This is a genomic window from Rhodococcus baikonurensis (assembly GCF_040489275.1).
In the GTDB taxonomy this organism is placed as follows: domain Bacteria; phylum Actinomycetota; class Actinomycetes; order Mycobacteriales; family Mycobacteriaceae; genus Rhodococcus_F; species Rhodococcus_F baikonurensis.
In genome coordinates this window covers 340,482-359,801 of sequence record NZ_JBEUOQ010000005.1, presented here as the reverse complement: position 1 = coordinate 359,801, position 19,320 = coordinate 340,482, and the positions used below count along the sequence as shown (strand labels likewise).

At 63.3% G+C, this 19,320-nt stretch carries 18 protein-coding genes; 11 read left to right on the top strand and 7 right to left on the bottom strand.

Translation table 11 applies throughout. The annotated features are described in order from the left end of the window. Positions 1–187 precede the first annotated feature (187 nt). The 3 genes from ABWI03_RS15055 to ABWI03_RS15045 are packed head-to-tail and all read left to right on the top strand — an operon-like array spanning position 188 to position 3,628. Complete coding sequence (locus tag ABWI03_RS15055; RefSeq protein WP_095969254.1) at positions 188–1,468, top strand: ATP-binding protein; 1,281 nt, start codon at positions 188–190, stop codon at positions 1,466–1,468. Further along, the gene (locus ABWI03_RS15050; protein WP_003940972.1) at positions 1,465–2,124 is read left to right on the top strand and encodes a response regulator; all 660 of its coding nucleotides are present in this window, start codon (positions 1,465–1,467) and stop codon (positions 2,122–2,124) included. Before ABWI03_RS15055 ends, ABWI03_RS15050 begins: the two co-directional genes overlap by 4 nt. Positions 2,125–2,173: 49 nt before the next feature. After that, the gene (locus ABWI03_RS15045; RefSeq protein ID WP_298778588.1) at positions 2,174–3,628 is read left to right on the top strand and encodes an MFS transporter; all 1,455 of its coding nucleotides are present in this window, start codon (positions 2,174–2,176) and stop codon (positions 3,626–3,628) included. On the opposite strand, the gene ABWI03_RS15040 is transcribed toward ABWI03_RS15045, so the two are convergent. From ABWI03_RS15040 to ABWI03_RS15015, 6 genes are all read right to left on the bottom strand, one after another. Beyond that, positions 3,625–4,833: an MFS transporter gene (locus ABWI03_RS15040; protein ID WP_298778585.1), complete on the bottom strand. Its 1,209-nt coding sequence runs from the start codon at positions 4,831–4,833 to the stop codon at positions 3,625–3,627. The two genes, ABWI03_RS15045 and ABWI03_RS15040, sit on opposite strands and share 4 nt — an antisense overlap. A gap of 189 nt (positions 4,834–5,022) precedes the next feature. Continuing rightward, entirely contained in the window at positions 5,023–6,417 is a 1,395-nt protein-coding gene (locus ABWI03_RS15035; protein WP_298778582.1) for an ATP-binding protein, read from the bottom strand. Next, positions 6,414–7,112 (bottom strand): response regulator transcription factor, encoded by a 699-nt coding sequence (locus tag ABWI03_RS15030; RefSeq protein WP_095968937.1) that lies wholly within the window; start codon positions 7,110–7,112, stop codon positions 6,414–6,416. The genes ABWI03_RS15035 and ABWI03_RS15030 overlap by 4 nt, the downstream gene beginning before the upstream one ends. A gap of 75 nt (positions 7,113–7,187) precedes the next feature. Then, positions 7,188–7,829, bottom strand: coding sequence for a phosphatase PAP2 family protein (locus ABWI03_RS15025; RefSeq protein WP_095968938.1), 642 nt, complete (start codon positions 7,827–7,829; stop codon positions 7,188–7,190). Between the two features lie 2 nt (positions 7,830–7,831). After that, positions 7,832–8,416, bottom strand: coding sequence for a M15 family metallopeptidase (locus ABWI03_RS15020; RefSeq protein ID WP_298778577.1), 585 nt, complete (start codon positions 8,414–8,416; stop codon positions 7,832–7,834). A gap of 110 nt (positions 8,417–8,526) precedes the next feature. Further along, positions 8,527–9,204: a winged helix-turn-helix transcriptional regulator gene (locus ABWI03_RS15015; protein ID WP_095968940.1), complete on the bottom strand. Its 678-nt coding sequence runs from the start codon at positions 9,202–9,204 to the stop codon at positions 8,527–8,529. 135 nt (positions 9,205–9,339) lie between these two features. Between ABWI03_RS15015 and ABWI03_RS15010 the strand changes: the two genes are divergently transcribed. Together ABWI03_RS15010 and ABWI03_RS15005 are read left to right on the top strand one after the other, a co-directional pair. Beyond that, positions 9,340–10,176, top strand: coding sequence for a class I SAM-dependent methyltransferase (locus tag ABWI03_RS15010; RefSeq protein ID WP_200315712.1), 837 nt, complete (start codon positions 9,340–9,342; stop codon positions 10,174–10,176). After that, complete coding sequence (locus ABWI03_RS15005) at positions 10,176–11,564, top strand: FAD-binding oxidoreductase (protein ID WP_298778575.1); 1,389 nt, start codon at positions 10,176–10,178, stop codon at positions 11,562–11,564. Before ABWI03_RS15010 ends, ABWI03_RS15005 begins: the two co-directional genes overlap by 1 nt. Before the next feature lie 27 nt (positions 11,565–11,591). On the opposite strand, the gene ABWI03_RS15000 is transcribed toward ABWI03_RS15005, so the two are convergent. Then, complete coding sequence (locus tag ABWI03_RS15000; RefSeq protein ID WP_200315708.1) at positions 11,592–12,791, bottom strand: serine/threonine-protein kinase; 1,200 nt, start codon at positions 12,789–12,791, stop codon at positions 11,592–11,594. Positions 12,792–13,018: 227 nt separating this feature from the next. Between ABWI03_RS15000 and imuA' the strand changes: the two genes are divergently transcribed. The 6 genes from imuA' to ABWI03_RS14970 all read left to right on the top strand — a co-directional run bounded on the left by imuA' (position 13,019) and on the right by ABWI03_RS14970 (position 19,292). Continuing rightward, on the top strand, positions 13,019–13,897 hold the full coding sequence (imuA', locus tag ABWI03_RS14995) for a DnaE2-dependent mutagenesis accessory factor ImuA' (RefSeq protein WP_298778569.1): 879 nt from the start codon (positions 13,019–13,021) through the stop codon (positions 13,895–13,897). Beyond that, positions 13,894–15,447: a DNA polymerase Y family protein gene (locus tag ABWI03_RS14990; RefSeq protein ID WP_095968945.1), complete on the top strand. Its 1,554-nt coding sequence runs from the start codon at positions 13,894–13,896 to the stop codon at positions 15,445–15,447. The genes imuA' and ABWI03_RS14990 overlap by 4 nt, the downstream gene beginning before the upstream one ends. Positions 15,448–15,612: 165 nt before the next feature. Continuing rightward, complete coding sequence (locus tag ABWI03_RS14985) at positions 15,613–16,458, top strand: alpha/beta hydrolase (protein ID WP_296552810.1); 846 nt, start codon at positions 15,613–15,615, stop codon at positions 16,456–16,458. Continuing rightward, positions 16,445–17,200, top strand: coding sequence for an alpha/beta fold hydrolase (locus ABWI03_RS14980; protein ID WP_124566516.1), 756 nt, complete (start codon positions 16,445–16,447; stop codon positions 17,198–17,200). Before ABWI03_RS14985 ends, ABWI03_RS14980 begins: the two co-directional genes overlap by 14 nt. A gap of 67 nt (positions 17,201–17,267) precedes the next feature. Further along, the gene (locus tag ABWI03_RS14975; RefSeq protein WP_095968948.1) at positions 17,268–17,609 is read left to right on the top strand and encodes a DUF6292 family protein; all 342 of its coding nucleotides are present in this window, start codon (positions 17,268–17,270) and stop codon (positions 17,607–17,609) included. Between the two features lie 45 nt (positions 17,610–17,654). Next, positions 17,655–19,292 (top strand): sulfatase family protein, encoded by a 1,638-nt coding sequence (locus tag ABWI03_RS14970; RefSeq protein ID WP_298778564.1) that lies wholly within the window; start codon positions 17,655–17,657, stop codon positions 19,290–19,292. Positions 19,293–19,320 lie beyond the last annotated feature (28 nt).

The following is a 19,320-nucleotide window of genomic DNA, read 5'->3' as shown; positions in this document are numbered from 1 at the left end:
GATCTTTGTGGTGATCGCGGGTGAGGGTGGCGCCCTGATTCAGGGTTGGACCCTGATGTGTGTCTGCGTGGTTCGTGCCAGTATCGACTATGTGCAATATCTGTCAGCTCCACCGTTCGTGAGCGGTCCCGCTCCCGGGTTTCCGGGAGGCCCACCCGTCAACGGGGTACCGGCGTCTGCCGTACCCATGAAGAAGGGTGTGCCCATCCCGGGCGGCGTTCCGCTGCGAAAGTTGGAGCGACGCGCTGGCGGTCGAATCGTCGCCGGTGTCGCGGGCGGTATTGCCGATCATCTCGGTATCGACGTCCTGAAAGTGCGAGTGGCTTTCGCGATTCTGGCGGCGATGGCCGGGTCCGGCATCGTGATTTACGGCGCTCTCTGGATCTTCACCTCCGCCGGCACGGACACGCAGAAACCGTCCGCAGCCGAGCGGCAGAGGGCGTACGGATTGATCGCCCTCGGCTTGGGCGGCGCTGCTGCGTTGTCCTGGTTGTTCAGTGGCACGGCTGGTTCGGTGCTCGCGCCGTTCTTCGTCGTCGCGATCGGTGCTGCCTTGGTGTGGCGCGAGTTCGATTCCGACGGTCCCCGTACCGTCATCGGCTTGCCGCAGCGGCCTACCGTTCTCACGTGGGCGCGGGTGGTCGGGGGAGCCACCTTGATCATTTTGGGTCTTGGCGTTGTCGTCCTTGCACAGGTCGACCTCGAAGCACTCCGCTCGTCCCTGTTGGCCGTGGTCGTGACGCTGATCGGTGTCGGTTTGTTGACGGTGCCGCTGTGGCTGCGGATGTGGAGAGCTCTCGGCGCCGAGCGTGCGGCCCGCATTCGCAACGACGAACGTGAAGAGATCGCGTCGCATCTGCACGACTCCGTACTTCAGACGTTGGCTCTGATTCAGAAGCAGTCCGACAACCCGCAAGAGGTGGCGCGCCTGGCCCGCGGCCAGGAACGCGAACTGCGCAAATGGTTGTTCAGTGGCGGCGACATCGATCACACGAGCCTGACGGAAGGCCTGAAGATCATCGCCGGTGAAGTGGAAGACCAGCACGGTGTCACGGTCCGTCCCGTCACGGTCGGCGACGTACAACTCGAAGGTGAAGGCGTGGAGAACGGTCTGCCGAAGGAGGCGTTCACCGCGCTCCTCGGGGCGACGCGTGAAGCTCTCGTGAACTCGGCAAAGCACTCGGGGGAGATGGAAATCAATCTGTTCGCCGAGGTCGAGGGCGACCAGGTCAGTGTGTTCGTTCGTGATCGCGGCGTCGGATTCGACGTCGACGCGGTGCCGGAGGATCGCCAGGGGCTGGCCAAGTCGATTCGTGGTCGCATCGAGCGGCGCGGTGGCCGCGTCGTGGTTCGATCCGACATCGGAAAGGGCACCGAGATCCGCGTGCACATGCCGCTGGGTGACTCTGCTCTAAAGTGGGACCAGACTGCTGACCGTGTCGACAACCCCGAGGAACAGCCCCAGTGACTTCGCTTGCGCCGCCCCCGTACCGCGTATTTCTTGTCGACGATCATGCAGTGTTCCGCTCCGGGGTGAGGGCGGAACTCTCGCGCGAGGCAGACATGGACGTCGTCGGTGAAGCAGGTGGCGTCGCGGAGGCGATCGCGGGTATCAACTCGACGAAGCCGCATGTCGTTCTGCTCGATGTCCACATGCCTGACGGTGGCGGAGTGGCAGTTCTGCGCGGAATCGATTCCGGCCCGGTGTGCTTGGCGCTCAGCGTTTCCGATGCCGCTGAAGACGTGATCGCGGTAATCCGCGGCGGTGCGCGCGGATACGTGACCAAGACGATCTCGGGATCCGAACTTGCCGAGGGCGTGCGACGCGTTGCCGGTGGTGACGCGGTGTTCGGGCCGCGCCTGGCAGGCTTCGTACTGGACTCCTTCACCGGACGCTCCAATGCACCGGAGCCGCAACTCGATCCGGAACTCGACTCGCTCACTCCGCGAGAACTCGAAGTGCTCAGATTGCTGGCACGTGGGTACACCTACCGTGAAATCGCCGAGGACCTGGTGATTTCCGTGAAGACCGTCGAGACTCACGCATCGAACGTTCTGCGAAAGACTCAGCAGTCCAATCGCAATGCGCTGACGCGTTGGGCACATCGCCGCCAGATCGACTGAATTTCCGCGCGCTCTTTCGCGATTGCGCGTGAGGGCGCACCATGGAGCGATGACGGAACCACTGGCGCTCGCGTCGAGACGTGGGCGTTGGGTTGTCGCCGCCACCGTTCTCGGCTCCAGCATGGCTCTCCTCGACGGCACCGTCGTCAACATTGCTCTGCCGCACATCGGTGAAGACTTGGATTCCGGTGTCGCCGGACTGCAATGGACGCTCAGCGGCTACACCTTGGCGTTGGCATCGCTGATACTCCTCGGTGGCGCTCTCGGCGATCGGTGGGGTCGGCGACGGGTATTCGTGTGGGGGACGGTCTGGTTCGCGGTCGCGTCGTTGCTGTGCGGAATAGCACCAGACATCACGTTTCTGGTGATTGCACGGATCCTGCAGGGAGTAGGAGCTGCGCTCTTGACGCCTGGCAGCCTTGCCATCATTTCCGCGTCACTTCGCGAGGAGGACCGCGGCGCGGCCATCGGCTTGTGGTCGGGCTTGGGTGGCGTCGCCGGCGCTGTCGGTCCGCTTTTCGGTGGTTGGTTGGTGGAAGTGGCGGGATGGCGATCTGTGTTCCTGCTCAATATTCCGTTGGCGATCGTGGTGGTGTGGGCAGCGGTGCGCCACGTACCGGAGAGCCGCGACCCGCATCCGCCCGAGCACCTGGACGTGGTCGGATCTGCCTGCGCAGTAGTCGGTCTCGGCGCGCTGACGTACGGGCTGATCGAAGTCAACCCGATAGTCGGGCTGGTCGGGGTGCTCACGCTGTGCCTGTTCGTTGTGGTGGAACGTCGATCGCCGAGTGCGTTGGTGCCGCCGTCCCTGTTTCGTTCGCGGATGTTCGTTGCGGCCAATCTGGTGACCCTTGCGGTCTATGCGGCGCTGGGCGGTGTGTTCTTCCTGCTCGTGCTCCAATTGCAATTGGTTGCGGGGTACTCGCCGGTGGCTGCCGGCGTCGCAACGGTGCCGATCACCTTGGCATTGCTGCTGTTGTCTTCGCGCGCGGGCAGTTACGCGCAGACGCACGGACCGCGATTGCCGATGACGGTCGGGCCCGCCGTTGCCGCGGTGGGTTTGGTGTTGATGACGCGGATCGGCCCGGATGCGTCGTACCTGACCGTCGTGCTGCCGGGAGTTCTGGTGTTCGGGCTCGGCCTGGCCGTGATGGTGGCGCCGTTGACCACCGCGGTGCTCGGCTCGGTGCCGGTGGAGCAGTCGGGAATCGCGTCCGGTGTGAACAATGCCGTTGCCCGGACGAGTCAACTTCTTGCCGTTGCCGCCCTGCCGGCCCTAGTGGGGATCGACGCCGAGAGCCTGGTCGATCCGACGAGTTTCTCCGACGGATTCCGATACGCGATGTACATCTGTGTGGCGCTGCTGGTGGTTGGTGCCGTGATCGCCGCGGCGCTGATCCGTACTCCGATTGTGGAGCCGGTTCAGGAAGCGGATTCGGTTGCCTGCAAGCCGCATTGCGATCTGACGGGTCCTGCAGTGCAACCGAATCCGATCGTGGACTAGACGCTGATGTCGCGGTCTCGGCTGGGCACCAAGGGGATTGCTGCGGCCGGAAATGCCGCGACTATCGCGAAGGCGAGCGGGTAGCCGACCGCGCCGATCAGCGCACCGACCACCGGGCCCACTGCTGACGCGGCAATGAACTGCCCGGTGTTCTGTGCGCCCAACGCTTTTCCTTGCCATTTCGGCCCGGCCGCCTCGGCGACGGATGTGAACGCCAAACCGTTGTCGGCGACACTGACGGTGGTTGCCAGCAGCAGAATCAGGGCGGGAACGCCCCAAGGCGCTGCGTCGGCCGCCGCCATTGCCAACATGACCGCAGATGCAGAGACGGCAACCAACCGCAGGGGGCCTACTCTGCTTCCGGCACGGTCACTCCAGACGCCGACGACGATGCGTCCGAGCGCGCCCACGAACTGGGAGATCCCGATCAGGAGTCCCGCGGGCGCAGCATCCCATCCTTGTTCGCTGATCAGCCAGACCAGACCGAACGTCGAGAGGGTGAACTGCGGAAACACCAGCAGTGCCGAGACGACGTGGATGCGCCAGAGGAACCAGTTCGAGCGATAGGGGTTGACCGTCTCGACCGGGACATCGGTGGGCTGCGCCGCCGGTCGCGGGGGATTGACCAATGCGGCAGCGCAGATCAGGGCGAGAACGCCGTTAAGAGCTACCGACAGGCCGACGGCCCAACCGATGCCGACGTTGGCGGCGAGGGTCGGGATGGTCAGCGACGCAATGGTCACGCCCAAGGGCTGTGACATCTGCCGGATACCCATGGCGAGGCCGCGCCGATCCTTGGGGAACCAGCCGACCACAACACGTCCACTGGCAGCGTTGGTGCTCGCCGCGGCCATGCCGCCCAGCAGGAACGCGATCCCGAGGAGGGCGTAATTGTCGGTGGTTGTCGCCGCCAGCGCAGCGATCGCCGTCAACGCGAGTCCGATGGAGATGACCCATTTCTCACCGAATCTGTCGGCCATCGCGCCCCAGGCCACCAGCGTGAGAACCATGCCGAAAGTGGGTGCAGCGGCCAGGGTTCCGGCCTGCGTCAACGAGAGGCCGTGCTCGGAATGCAGTAGTGGGATCAAGAAGGCGGGGGTGCTGACGAAGACGGTGCCTGCTGCCTGGGCGGCGACGCCGATTCCGAGCATCGTCCACGCCTTGGGGGAGACGGCCGTCTTGTCCAACCGCGACGCCTGCGTCATGGTGCCCTCCGATTTCTACGCTGTTCGACGATGCCGACGCTACTCGCGTAGTTTCACATGTTGAAACTAGAATCCCACTATTTGGTCGGATGTGGGCGGTCTGGGGTGCGAGGTGCCCACCCCTTTTCGAGCGAACGGTACGACGATCGCCTTGGGTGCGCTGAAAGGTACGTTCGCTCGGGAATGGGGTCAGCGACGGGGCAGGCGAACCGTGAAGACCGTGCGCCCGTCCACCTGGTCGACGCCGATGGTGCCGCCGTGCAAATGCACGTTCTCGACGGCGAGGGAGAGTCCGAGCCCGCTGCCCTCGCTGCGTCCGCGCGCGGTGTCGACCTTGTAGAACCGCCGAAAGATTGCCTGCCGATCCTCGGGTGAGATGCCGGGGCCGTGGTCGACGACGGTAATGACGGAGGAACCGGGTTCGACACTCAACTCGACGCGAACCGGGGGCGCGCCGTGGCGCAGTGCGTTACCGACGAGGTTGGCGACGACGATGTCGATTCGGCGCGAATCCACTCTGGCACTGACATTTTCAAGTGCGCGGAGTTCGACGGTTTCGATCCAGCCGCGGCTCTCGAGTGTGCGCTCGGTCAATTCGACGAGGTCGACGTCGTCGAGGACGAGGCGCGCCTGTTGTGAGTCGTGGCGAGACATTTCGATCAGATCTTCGACGAGTCGAGTGAGTTTGCCGATTTCGCTGCTCACGATGCGCGCGGCAGCGGCGGTGTCCGGCGGAAGGTTGGGGATCTCTTCGCGGAGGATCTCACTGACGGGCACCAGTGCTGCGAGCGGCGTTCGAAGCTCGTGGGAGACGTCGGCGACAAACCTTCTCGACTGCTCTTCCGATTCTTCGAGCCCACGGATGACCGCTTCGTTGCGAGCGACCATGTTGTTGAACGTTGTTGTGACCTGCGCAAGTTCGGCTACTCCGTCTTCGGGGAGCCGGACGCTCAGGTCGCCGTCGGCGGCGCGGGCGGCGGCCTCGTCGAGGCGTTTGAGTGGGCGGACAAGCGTCGACGCGATCCACAGCCCGAGCAGACCGCTCACCAACACACCGGCTGCGAGGGTGAGACCGACAGCTCGAAGCAGGTCGTCGAACTTGTCCTGCACCCCTACCAGCGGCCGGATGGTGACGGCTTTGACCAGTGTCTCGTTGTCGTAGCCGTCGTCTGCAGTCATGTCCACGACATTGACCGACATTCCCAACATGATGCGCTGGGAGTCGAGTCTCTCGAAGCGGATCAGTTTGGGACTGTCCAAACCCTCTTCGAAGCTGGGTGGGATCGTTGCCGCATCCACTGATCCTTGACGGATGACTTCCCCGTCGACGATCAGAGTCATGTCGGACTGGAAGATCTGGTCGAGGGTGTCAGGTGTCAACCCGTCTACCGGCGGTCCGTTGCTGTACTGCAGTTCGTCGCGAAATTGTGCCGTCGCCACGTCCTGAGCGTTGGAATAGATCCACGACCGCGCCATGAACGAGACGACGCCTGCGGTTGCCCCGGCGATGATCACGACGATTGCGATGAACACGAGCACGAGCCTGGTCCGCAGACCGTCGACCTGAAGCCAGGTCGGTCTCATCGGGCTGGGCTGGTGTTGAAGCGATACCCGAACCCGCGCACCGTTTCGATCACGGTCGGTGTGGCTGGGTCGTCCTCGATCTTTCCGCGCAGTCGTTGCACCGCTGCATCGACGATTCGGGAGTCGCCCAGGTATTCCTGGTCCCAGGCTGCGGACAACAACTGCCGGCGGCTGAGGACCTGCCCTGGGTTCTCGGTCAGTGCCAGTATCAGTCGGAGTTCGGTGGGAGTCAGGGTCAGCAGCGTTCCGGCCTTGCGGACCTGCAATGACGAGCGATCCAATTCCAGGTCGCCGAATGTCTCTGCACCCGGCGCCGCATCCGGACGCGTCGTTGCTGGTGCCGAGCGCCGCACGACGGCTTTGATCCGAGCGTCGAGGACACGCGGACTGGCCGGCTTGACGACGTAGTCGTCGGCGCCGGCCTCGAGGCCGGCAACAGTGTCGATGTCGTCGGATCTGGCGGTCAGGATGATGATCGGGATGGAACTGCGAGTGCGGATGCGTCGACAGATCTCGTAACCGTCGGCTCCTGGCAGCCCGAGGTCGAGTAGGACGAGATCCGTGGCACCGAGCGCGTCGTCGAAATCGCCGTTACCATCGGGGCGATGGCTGACGTTGTGCCCGAGTCGGTTCAGCCCCAACGTGATTGCCTCGGCCACCGCTGGATCGTCTTCTATGAAAAGAATGCTCACCATGCGCTCACCTTGGACTCGCCATGATCAGGGGCCTTCTGCGGTCGGAGGAATCTCGGTCAGCCAAGGGTACAGGGGTCACACTCTCGAAAGTCGCTCGTTGCCCGAGTCCGCCAGCACCGCGTGCCGTGCGACGCTGGTGTTCAACGGAAATGCCGACACAGCAAGGGTGTAGCAGCCGACGAGCAGTAGCGCACCGATCACGTCACTCGGCCGGTGCCATTGCAACACGACTACCGAGATCGCCGTTCCGATAGTGAGCAGCGCGCCGTTGACTGCAACGACTGCCCGCCACCTCGAGGGCGTGACGAGCACGATCGCGCAGACCAGAGCAGCGATGGCCGTCAGAGTGCCGCTGGGGAAGGAATTGTGCATCACCAGACCGTTCAGGTCCGGTCGATCCAACGATTGTTTGAGAACCCAGGCCGTCGTGATGGGACCGAGGGTCACGACGACGACGCGTAGTGCCAGCGCAATCGGGTTGTTGCGCAATGTGATCATGAGCGCCACGAGCACTCCTCCCACTATCAGTATCGGAGTGACGAGGCCGATGAACTCGGTGGAGAAGACACCGAGGCCTTCTGAGGTGGCCGCGCCCACCATGAGTTGTTGGTCGACGATCTGGCCACCGGTCGTGTTGACTGCCAGTTCGAACTCGATGACTCCGAGGATCAGAAGTGCCAGTGCGGCAATCAGTCTCGATGGTTTGACTCGTGTCATGATCAGCCTTCCGCTCTCTCGTCCGAAGGGTTGCTCAATTGGGGCGGGCATTCCCCACCGGGAGTGGTCGCCAACTCGAAATGCCACATCTCGTTGGCGTAGGTCTGACAGAGGCCGTAATCGCTGCCGTGCTGGATGAGCCAGTCATCGGCATCGGTCGGTCCGATGTCGACGGCCTGTCCGCTGACATGCTTCGACAGACTCGGGGAGTGCACCCACTTGGACGCTTCGTCCACGCTGCCGTACTTGACGACGGCTTCGTCGAACAACCGCTGTTGATACGCAGCGGATCGCCAACCCGAACTGACGTGCATGGCAACCCCGGATGCCTGTGCGTCGGCCGCTGCCGACTGCAACGCCGCGAGTAGGGCGGAATCGAGACGGGCCAGAGCCGGCACGTGAGTGTCCTGCACGCTGATGCCGCCCTCGATCTCGCCACCTGCTGGCCCTGAATCAGGCTGAGTGGCAAGGTAGTTACCGCTCTTGGGCTTTGCTTCTTCCGTGTACGAGCACGCGCTGAGCGTGAGCGTACCGAGTGCGACTACACCGAGTGCGACGAGGCGGATGATTCCGCGATGGCTGGGCATACGACAGAGACTGCTCGGTCAGTGTCACCGACAGGTGGTCACCGTTCGTCGACGGTGTCACGGTCTGCAACAGCTCTGTAACAGGACGGAACGGTGCTGGTGAGGATGTGTTAAGCAGGGCGCGGAATCGATGCGAAAGTCGACAGTTCGAACCAGGAAGGCAAGCTGCGACGCAATGCTGCGGGCCCCGAAATGGTGACGTCGCCGGACCGTATGGCGTCCGACCAGGTCAGGTTACCGCGCCAGATCTCGGTCATCGGTCGCAAGCCTGCGGCGACCGACACTGCGACGTCGAAACCCGGATCGATATCGCACATGTCTACTTCGCCGGAATTGATGACGAGCCACCAGTGTCGTGAATGTCCACGCACTCCGGAGAAAACGAACTGCACCACGGTCTTGCCGTCGGGCACCACGGAGTGATCCACGCGGCGATGCATGTCCCAGAGCAGCAGTTTCGGATCCAGGTCTTCGTCGCCCAGCTCGCCGATCCACCGGGTACCCCAGATGCCGAGAGCTTCGACCACAGGCCGCAGTTCGCGGCCGGCGTCGGTCAGACGATAGCTGACGACGCAGTCGGTTTCTTCTCGCTCGACGATGCCGGCAACTGCAAGTTGGTGCAGTCGCGTGGAGAGCAATGTCGGTGACATTCGCGGAAGTCCGCGTCGGAGATCGTTGAAGTGCTCGCTTCCCATCATCAGTTCGCGTAGGAGAAGCAGTGTCCACCGCTCGTCGAGCAGCTCCATCGCCTTGGCGACGGGGCAGAACTGGTGGTACGAGGACCCCATCTCTCGATCGTAGGCCTCTGGGATGCTCCGGTACAGATTTCGTACTGGAGAGGGGCGGACAGCCGTCGTAGCGTCGAAGTAACGGCATCGACGTTTGTCGGCTAGAAGTACGAAAAAGATTGAAGGAGAACCGTAATGAGTGAATCAACGGGAACGCTCGGGCTGGATCGCGAGCTGAAGGCCAAGCACCGGGCCATGTGGGGTCTGGGTAACTATCCGGCGGTAGCGGCGCAGGTCATCGCGGATCTCGGGCCGGTACTGGTCGGCGAGTGCGGCGTGCAGGAAGGTGATCGCGTGCTGGACGTCGCGGCGGGGTCGGGTAATGCGGCGATCCCGGCGGCCGCATTGGGTGCGCAGGTGATCGCCACCGACCTGGCTCCGGAATTGTTCGTGGCCGGAAAGGAGGCCGCTGCGCTCGCCGGCGTCGAACTCGATTGGCAGGAAGCAGATGCCGAGGCTCTTCCCTTCCGCGACAACGAGTTCGACGTGGTGCTCTCGTGTGTCGGCGTGATGTTCGCACCGCATCATCAGCGCGCCGCGGACGAGCTTCTGCGAGTGTGTCGATCCGGCGGAAAGATCGGGGTGCTGAGTTGGACTCCGACGGGGTTCATCGGCGAGATGTTCAAGACGATGAAGCCGTACGCACCGCCGCCGCCTCCCGGAACCCAACCGGCGCCGTTGTGGGGTGACGAGAACCATGTTCGTGATCTGCTCGGCGATGTCGTCACCAGGAAAAACGTCCTGCGTGTGGACAGATTCAGTGGGCCGGAAGATTTTCGTGACTTCTTCAAGAAGAACTACGGCCCGACCATCGCGGTGTACCGGAACATCGCCGACGACCCGGCGCGGACGCAGGCGTTGGATCGAGATCTGCTCGAGTTGGCGAAAAAGTACGGCAGCGGAAGCGAGCCCTTCGCGATGGAGTGGGAGTACCTGCTGGTCACCGCGACACCCGACAAAGGAGGTGTGTGATGACGACGGTCGAGTTCGCGCCGCTGAAATCGGCGGTCACAGGTTCTGTGTTCGGTCCCCGAGATCCGGAGTACGACGACGCCAGATCGATCTGGAACGGACAGATCGATCACCGGCCGGCGGTGATCGCCAGGTGCAGGTCGGCGTCGGATGTGTCTGTGGCACTTGCATTTGCCAGAGCCCACTCGTTGGAGGTCTCGGTCAGAGGTGGCGGGCATTCCTACCGAGGCACGTCGGTGTGTGAAGGCGGTGTGATGATCGATCTCAGTGCGATCAACGTAGTCAGCGTCGCCCCGTCCGCGAAGCGAGCCAGGGTCGGTGGTGGTGCAACGATCGCCGACCTCGACACGGCGACGCAGGAACACGGCTTGGCAGTGACCGGCGGAGTGATCAGCGATACCGGTGTCGGTGGCCTGACTCTGGGCGGTGGCATGGGGTGGTTGACGCGCACGCTCGGCCTGGCGATCGACAACCTGGTGTCGGCAGAGGTGGTACTTGCCGACGGTTCGATTGTGCGAGCCTCCGAGAACGATCACAGCGACCTGTTCTGGGCACTGCGCGGCGGTGGCGGAAACTTCGGGGTGGTCACCGAATTCGAGTACCGTTTGAGCGAGATCGGTCCGGAAGTGCATCTGGGACTGTTCTTCTGGGGGATGGAGGACGGACCCGCAGCGCTTCGTCTGTGTCGCGAGGTGGTGCCTGCCCTGCCGAGAAATACCGGTGCGATGGTTGCCGTCAGTTTGTCCGCGCCACCGGCGCCGTTTGTCCCGGATCAATTTCACCTACTGCCCGGCTACGCCTTGCTGGTAGCCGGTTTCGGATCGGAAGAGGAACACTCGAATGCGATTGCGCCGATTCGAGAGGGCTTGCCGACGCTTTTCGAGTTCGTCACCCCGCTCCCGTACATCGGGTTGCAGTCGATGCTCGACGAATCGGAGCCGTGGGGTGCGTACGCCTATGAGAAGGCTTTGGATCTGATGGATTTCTCCGACGACGTGATCGATGTTCTGACCGAACAAGCGGGCAAGAAATCGTCGCCGATGTCCTTCATGCCGATCTTTCCGCTGCAGGGAGCTTTCACTTCCGTCGGCGAGGACGACACTGCGTTCGGTGGTTCTCGCACACCGCATTACGTGTGCAATATGACGGCGACGGCAACCGATGCCGGGACGCTGGAATTGGACCGATCGTGGGTGCGTGAGACCTGGGAAGCGTTGCGTCCGTTCTCTTCCAACCAAGGCGGGTACGTCAACTTCATGACCGATGTCGACGAGAACCGGGTGCGAGCTTCCTACGGCGCGGCGAAGTACGCGCGATTGTCCGCGGTAAAAGCGAAGTACGACCCGGACAACGTGTTTCACCTCAACGCGAACATCCTGCCTGCGTGAAGCTTGTACTCAGACCGTGAACACCGGTCAGACAGTGAACACCAGAATGACGACGATCAGTGCGGCCAGGATGATGACGGCAACCATGCCGGTCATGGCGAGGGGAGCCCAGGCCACTACCTTGTCTCGGGTGCTGGCATCGGCGGGGCCGGTCGGTATCCGCGGCGGCCAGGAGAACATGTCCATCGGACTGGGAACGTTTCGCAGAGGCGTGTTCTGTTGCACTGCAGGAAGTCCGGTGATCGTGGAGCCGGTCAGGCGATTGCGACGGTGTGGGTCGGCGAGTTGTGTGGTCCGGTGCGCCCAGGCCGGTACGGCACCCTCGGACGAGTAGACGGGAGCGTCGATCAACTGCTCGATCGTGCCGCCGCCTGTCGCGGCAGCGGCGAGTGCGTCGCGTGCCTGAGCCATCGTCGGCCGGCGGGTGGGGTCGGGCTCGAGGAGCTGAAGAAGAACGTCGGTGAGCGGTCCGGACTTGGTGGGGCGGTAGATCTCGGCCTTGGCGACCCGGTGCAGGAGGGCGATGGCGTCGGAGTCGATGCCGAAGGGCGGTTGACCCTCGATCACGGTGTAGAGCGTCGACCCGAGTGAGAAGACGTCACTGGCCTCGGTGGGATCATCGCCGCGGGCAACTTCGGGTGCGAAGTACGCGGGAGTGCCGGTGATGACCTCGTCCTGGGAGTCGGACACGTCGCTCTTTGCGCGGGCGATGCCGAAGTCACTGATCTTGACGGTGCCGAGGGACTTGCCTCGATCTGCGATCAGGATGTTGCCTGGCTTGATGTCGCGGTGGACGATGCCGGCGGCGTGCGCTTCGGTGAGTGCCGCAGCGATCTGTGCGCCGATCTGCGCGACCTCGAGCGGTGGCAACGTGTCGGCCAGGTTCATGGCCTGGGCGAGGCTGCGGGCCGGGAAGTACTCCATGACCAACCACGGTTCGCCGGACTCGATCGCGACGTCGTACATGGCGATGGAGTGGGGATGGGTGAGCTTTGCGGCGTTCCTGCCCTCGCGCAATGTACGTTCGCGGACCTCTTCGGCCGTTTCGGTGTCGAGGCCTTCCGTGGTTGTGACTTGTTTCACCGCGACGTCACGGCTGAGGAGGGTGTCGCGGGCCAGCCAGACGGCGCCCATCCCTCCGTCGCCGATCTTGGAGCGGAGTCGGTACCGCCCCGCCAGCAGGTATTCGGGCCCGATGCCCCTCCCGGTCTGCTCCTGAGCTGTCACATCTCAAGGTTAATGGATTGATGCCACTGTGACGCTCGAGGCTCCTGTGAACTGGGATTTTTGCTCTGCTTGACGTGTCGGGGGTGACACGGTTTACTGAAAACAGTTCGAAAATATGTTCGAAATTGCTGTTCGTTGGATGCATGTCAGACCCGACTTCCCCGCGGTTTGCCGGCTGGTTATGGATTGCTGCCGAGTGAGTTTTTCCGGTGTTCCGGAGGATGGGGATGACCGAGGTGACCGAGTTGGTGGAGCTATCGGCAGATGCGGCGGGATTGTCCCGTCAGGATCGGCTGGCGCAGCTCCGCCGGCAGATCGCGTCCATTCCCTCTCGGGGCGATACGTCGTTCTCTGGACCGAGCGTGTCGGTGGCTGGTGTGTCCGTCGCTGGTGTTTCCGAGACAAGTGCAGCAGCGTCCGAGAGTGTTGCGGACAGGGACAGGCCGGTCGTGGACCGCGCGCACAAGGCTGGTGTTCTCCCGGTGCCGGAAGGTATCGGGGCATTGTTGCCGCAGGGTGGTTTGGTACGCGGAACCGTGGTGTCCGTCGACGGCGCGGCATCTTTGCTTTTGGGATTGGTCGCGTCGGTGACGGCGTCCGGAGGGCATGTGGCAGTCATCGGGCAGCCTCGACTGGGATTGCTGGCGGCGTACGAGATGGGTGCGCAACTGGAACGTCTGGCACTCGTTCCGGCGCCAGGGCCGGATCCGGTCGAGATTGCCGCTGTGCTGCTCGACGGTATGGATCTGGTGATTCTGGGATTGGCGGGTGCATCGGTATCCCCGTCGCGTGCTCGGGCGGTAGTGGCACGCGCTCGAAGCAAGGGCTCGACTCTTGTTGTCACCGAAGGTCACTGGGATGGTGCTGAGGTTCGCTTGGACGCTCGGGTTCATGGTTACGGTGGGTTCGGTCAGGGCCGGGAGTTGGGGCGTGGTCGGCTCAATTCCCTGAGCTTCGCGGTTCGTGCTCGGGGGCGCTCGTTCCAGCCCCGGACCACGCGTCTGGACATCTGCAGTGCAGCCGGGCGGGTCGAGTGGGTACCTTCTCGGCCGGTCGAGGGTGTGATGTCGCAGGATGTGATGTCGGAGCAGGTGGTGTCACTGTGAGCAGAGTTCTGGCGTTGTGGTGCCCGGATTGGCCGGCGGTGGCAGCGGCAGCACTTGCCGATCTTCCGGCAACGCATCCCGTCGCGGTCACCTCGGGTAACCGTGTGATCGCATGTTCGGCGACGGCTCGTGCGGAGGGTGTTCGCCGAGGCCTACGACGACGCGAGTCGCAGGCCCGCTGCCCGGAACTGTATGTGGCGACGGCAGATCCGGAACGCGACGCCAGATTGTTCGAGCCGGTGGCCGCGGCCATCGATGCGGTGGCACCGGGCGTCGAGGTACTCCGTCCTGGTTTGTTGGTGCTCAGCGCACGAGGTGTCAGTCGGTACTTCGGTTCGGAGGAAGCCGCGGCGGAACGATTGGTGGATCAGGCATCTGCTGCGGGCGTCGAGAGCCAGGTGGGGGTGGCGGATCAACTGTCCACCGCGGTCATTGCCGCGCGCCGGGCAGCGCTGGTGCCGCCGGGGGAGGGAGCACGGTTTCTGGCGCCGCTACCCATGCCGGAGTTGGCGGCCGAGCCCAGCCTGTCTGCACCGCATCGCGGAGAGTTGGTGGATCTGCTGCGCAGGCTCGGGATCAGGACCATCGGTGCTTTCGCGGATTTACCGGCTGTGGACGTCGCTTCGCGTTTCGGCGCTGATGCGGTGCTCGCGCATCGTGCGGCGCGTGGTGAACCCGAGCGGCCACCGTCGGCGCGGACGCTTCCGCCGGATCTGGAGGTGGAGCAGCATTACGATCCGTCGATCGAGCGGGTGGATGCCGCAGCGTTTGCCGGGCGCGCGTTGGCAAGTCTGCTGCATGACAAGCTGTCCGCCGCCGCAGTGGCGTGCACCCGTCTGTCGATTTCGGCCAGCACGGGTAACGGTGAAAATCTTTCTCGGACTTGGCGTTGCGCCGAACCTCTGACGCCGGAGGGAACGGCCGATCGAGTGCGATGGCAACTGGACGGCTGGCTCACCGGGCGCAGTGAGACCCGGCCGACCGCAGGTATAGCTGTGTTGCGTCTGGAACCGGTGGAGGTGGTCAGTGCCGGTGCCTTGCAGTTGGGGCTGTGGGGCGGTGTCGGCGACGAGGAGGAACGAGCCAGGCGAGCATTGGTGCGTGTGCAAGGTCTTCTGGGCGGCGAATCGGTTCAGGTCGGTGTCCTGAGCGGTGGGCGAGGGCCCTCGGAGCGAATTACCTTGTTGCCCTTGGGTGACGAGCGGGTAGCTGCTCACGATCCGACAGCCCCGTGGCCGGGTCGTCTGCCGCAACCGTCTCCGGGGTCGATCTTCGTCGACAATCCCAAGGTGTGGCTGGGGGATGCGGCCGGCAACGCCGTGTACGTCACCGAGCGCGGTGTCTTCAGTTCGCAGCCGGGAAGGCTGAAGTGGGGGAGTAAGGAATGGGCAGTGCAGGGATGGGCCGGGCCCTGGCCGGTGGACGAGCGATGGTGGGACGCAGCTTCGGCACGCACGGCGGCGCGGGCTCAGGTTCTGCTGGAGGAATCGCGGGCGTTGCTGATGATCTGTGAAGGCGGTGGATGGTCGGTGGAGGGTGTGTACGAATGAGCTCACAGGTATAGCCAGCTGTACCGGCCATGGTCGAGTCGGCTGTACGAACAGTAGGGGCGTTGGCACCATCGCCATGCCGACGTTCGGATCCTAGCGTTGACGACATTCGAAAACTCACTGTTGCAATGATTCTCGTCGTTGTAACTCTTCACGAGGAGTGTCATGAAAACGGCGGGCCGAGCTGAAGTTTCCGGAACCGATCGACTTCACTACGCGCTGACGGAACTGCACGACGCACAACTTCTGGCGTACGACGAGTCCGGCGAAGGCCGGATCGTGGAGGTGTTCGGCGATGTCGCCACAGCCGAGCACATCGTCATCTTCGTCCCGGGTAACGACAACGGACTGGGAAACTACTTCGACGAGAACCGTCCGACCGGACCACGCGCGAGCGGATGGACACTGGGAAGGATGCTCCGAACGCTCGGGCGGAACGACCACGTCGCGGTGATCGTGTGGGTCGGTTATCGGACGCCGTGGGGATTTCTCGAGTCGTTCTCGCGGACGCTCGCAGAACGTGGTGCGATCGATCTGGCGCGATTGACTCGCATCCTGCCGCGTTCGGCGCATGTGACGCTCGTCGGACACAGCTACGGGGCCGTGGTGTGCGGACTCGCCCTCCCGTCGGCGCGAGTAGACGATTGTGTGGTGCTCGGGAGTCCGGGCATGGGGACCAGTTCTCGCGAAGACCTGTGCTTTGCCGGAAATCTCTGGGCTGCTCTGGGGCCCTCGGACTGGATCCGGTATTTCCCGCGCGTGAAGATCGGTCGCCTCGGGCACGGTCCGTCTCCAGTACGGGCGCAGCACGGAGCCTTTGTTTTCGGCACCGGTTCCATTCGAGGGCATTGCGGATACTTCGCCGACCCAAGCGAGTCGCTGCGCAACATCGCGAGGATAGGGCTCGGTCGCTACGACGAGGTCACGCGGCCAGGGGAGTTGCCGCCTCGGCCGACCGCGTCAGCAATTCGCGAGGACAGGTCTATCCTGGGAACTCGTGAGTGTCGCTAACGTACGAAGTGCCGGCGGGGTCCAGATCAGCTACCGCGATTCCGGTTCGCATCCCGGTGTCGCCGATCTGCCTCCGGTAATCCTCGTGCACGGGATGGGCGGCGACAGCGGTACCTGGGACAAGTTCGCGCGGACCTTGCGATCGCGCAACCGACGAGTTGTCTCGGTCGATCTTCGCGGCCACGGCCGGAGCGCTCGGGCGTCGTCGTATCTCTTCGACGAGTTCGCCGACGACGTCATGGACGTGTGTGATCATCTCGAACTCGACCAGGTGGATCTGGTCGGTCATTCGCTCGGCGGGCACGCGGCGTCGTTGATCGCTCAGAAACGCCCCACGGCGGTACGGAAGTTGGTCATCGAGGAAGCGCCGTTGCCACTACGCGCAGGTGACCCGGAACAGGTGTTCGCGAGGAAATTGCCGAGTGTGCCAGAACTGTGGCACGCCACAACAAGTTTGGTGCGGCATCCGCGCGCGGCGCTGACGTTCGATCGCTCGATGACGCGATCCGCGCTCGAGCAGTTCCGCCGACCGGATCCGCAGTGGTGGGATCGGTTGTCGCTCATCGAGGCTGACATGTTGTTCCTGCGTGGAGGTCTGGGCGGGATGGTGGACCCCGTTCGCCTCGACGCTGTTGCAGCCACCGTCGCACGCTGCGAGTTGGTCTCGTTCCGTACCGGACACAGTGTCCACCGCGACGGTCATCGCCAATTCGAATCCGTTGTGTTGCCGTTCATTTCCTGAAAGCGCAATATTCGATCGGTCCCGCCGCGTACCCATCCGAAACGTGTGTGGCACCGAATGTACTTCCATGCATACCAACGGCAACGACTGGTCCGCACACGAATACGTCGACGCGGTAGCACGATCGGTTCACGGCGAGACTGTCCGATGGCCACAGGCGCCGAGCATGGATGCGGTGATCGTCCTTCCCGTTCATGCCAGAAACCATCCGGGGAAGACCGCAGTTCTGCTCTGGAATCACGACTTCGGTTGGTCGTGGGGCGTCGAGGAGTCCGACGTGCGAAGGACGATTTCGATAGTCGACACCCTCGGCATCGGCCGGACTCCGGATCCGCTGCGCTGTGCGGATCGGGTTATCGAGCTGATCAGCGCCCAGACAGTTTGCTCGCGCATGTGTAGCGAACACTGATTCGGTCAACTCTGGGGCCACAACGGCTCCGAGAGGACGACGCCCGTGAACCCAGAGAACGTTCCAGCCCCGCTTTGTCATTCATTGCCGCGCCGGACGTTCCTCGGTGGCGTCGGTGCTCTTGTCCTCGCCGGAGTGGCAGACGTCGCAACCGGCGCGGCGAGCGCGGCGCCGGTGAAAGCAGCGCCCGCCGATCGGTTTCCGCAGAAACCCAACATCGTTGTCATCATCACCGATCAGGAGCGCCGGCCGATGTACTGGCCGCGAGGCTGGGCTGATCAGAATCTGCCCAACCGCAAGAGGATTGCCGATCACGGGCTGACGTTCGACCAGGCAGTGTGCAATACCGCGATGTGCTCGCCCAGTCGCAGTACGTTCTTCACCGGCCCCTATCCCGCGCAGCACGGGGTCACCAGAACCCTCACCGAAGGCGGCACTGTCTCACCCACCGAGCCACAGTTGCAGGTCTCCGAACAGAACATGGCAAAACTGCTGGCGTCGGCGGGCTACAACGTTCAGTACCGGGGGAAGTGGCATCTGAGCAAAGGCGTCGAGGGTGGTGATCCGACAAGTGACGATGTAGCGGGATTCGGCTTCGAAGGGTGGATTCCCCCCGACGCGGGTCAGGACACCAATCCGGACCACTTCGGTGGCGGCTGCGCAGACCATGATCGCCGTGTTGCCGAGGAGGCAGTCGATTTCCTCTCCGGACCTGCCGTCACCTCCGGGCAGCCTTGGGCGCTGATCGTCTCGTTCGTGAATCCACACGACGTACTCGCGTACCCCCAGACTTGGAATGCGATGAACGGAACGTGCGACAACTATGGATCGGACGCGCCCGGCGCCTTCGAGCAGGGTATCGACTTACCACCCACCTTCGACGAGATCCTGGCACTCAATCACAAACCGACAGCGCAGGTTCAGTCGGAATTGCTACTCGCAGCCGGGCTCGGGCCGCTGCTCGGGCCTGATCAGGCACGCAACTACATCAACTTCTACGCCTACATGCACAAGGTGGTCGACGAACACATCGGCAGCGTGCTCGACGCGATCGAAGCCACCCCGCAGATGCTCGACGACACGGTGATCGTTCGTATGTCCGACCACGGGGAGATGGGGATGAGCCACGGAGGTTTGCGGCAGAAGGTGTTCAACGCCTACGAGGAAACACTGCGCGTTCCACTGGTCATCAGCAATCCCCTGCTGTTCCCCGAACCTGTTCGGACCGACGCCCTGGCATCGTTGATCGACGTGATGCCCACTCTCGCCACGCTCGCCCAAGCGCCGGCGCGTGAATCGTGGAACTTCCTGGGTACCGATCTGACACCGGTCATCGTCGACGCTGCCGCCTACCCACAAGGTCCCAGCGCGCAGGTTCAGGACACAATTCTGTTCACCTACGACGATCAGAACTGTGCGACGCCCGACGGTCAGAACATCGTCACGCAGCCCAATCACATCCGCTGCATCCGGGAGAGCCGATGGAAGTACACGATGTACTTCGATCCTGCGGGAGTTGCTGCGCCGCAATACGAACTGTACGACTTACAAGCCGACCCCTTGGAACTGAACAATCTCGCCAATCCGCTCAACATCGGCTCGTATCGGCCGGATCTGGCGGCACAGATGAATGCCAAGCTCTTCGCAGTGATGGAGACGAAGGGCGTTTCTCTGAAGGAATAGATCGAATTTCGTCAAAACTGATTCACGT

Bases quoted from the DNA above. Each gene is read 5' to 3' on its own strand.
- ABWI03_RS14975 (WP_095968948.1), top strand. From the start codon at position 17,268: ATGCATACCAACGGCAACGACTGGTCCGCACACGAATACGTCGACGCG.
- ABWI03_RS15045 (WP_298778588.1), top strand. From the start codon at position 2,174: ATGACGGAACCACTGGCGCTCGCGTCGAGACGTGGGCGTTGGGTTGTC.
- ABWI03_RS14985 (WP_296552810.1), top strand. From the start codon at position 15,613: ATGAAAACGGCGGGCCGAGCTGAAGTTTCCGGAACCGATCGACTTCAC.
- ABWI03_RS15010 (WP_200315712.1), top strand. From the start codon at position 9,340: ATGAGTGAATCAACGGGAACGCTCGGGCTGGATCGCGAGCTGAAGGCC.
- ABWI03_RS15015 (WP_095968940.1), bottom strand. From the start codon at position 9,204: ATGGGGTCCTCGTACCACCAGTTCTGCCCCGTCGCCAAGGCGATGGAG.
- imuA' (WP_298778569.1), top strand. From the start codon at position 13,019: ATGACCGAGGTGACCGAGTTGGTGGAGCTATCGGCAGATGCGGCGGGA.
- ABWI03_RS15005 (WP_298778575.1), top strand. From the start codon at position 10,176: ATGACGACGGTCGAGTTCGCGCCGCTGAAATCGGCGGTCACAGGTTCT.
- ABWI03_RS15020 (WP_298778577.1), bottom strand. From the start codon at position 8,416: ATGCCCAGCCATCGCGGAATCATCCGCCTCGTCGCACTCGGTGTAGTC.
- ABWI03_RS15025 (WP_095968938.1), bottom strand. From the start codon at position 7,829: ATGACACGAGTCAAACCATCGAGACTGATTGCCGCACTGGCACTTCTG.
- ABWI03_RS15040 (WP_298778585.1), bottom strand. From the start codon at position 4,833: ATGACGCAGGCGTCGCGGTTGGACAAGACGGCCGTCTCCCCCAAGGCG.
- ABWI03_RS15030 (WP_095968937.1), bottom strand. From the start codon at position 7,112: ATGGTGAGCATTCTTTTCATAGAAGACGATCCAGCGGTGGCCGAGGCA.
- ABWI03_RS15035 (WP_298778582.1), bottom strand. From the start codon at position 6,417: ATGAGACCGACCTGGCTTCAGGTCGACGGTCTGCGGACCAGGCTCGTG.
- ABWI03_RS15055 (WP_095969254.1), top strand. From the start codon at position 188: ATGAAGAAGGGTGTGCCCATCCCGGGCGGCGTTCCGCTGCGAAAGTTG.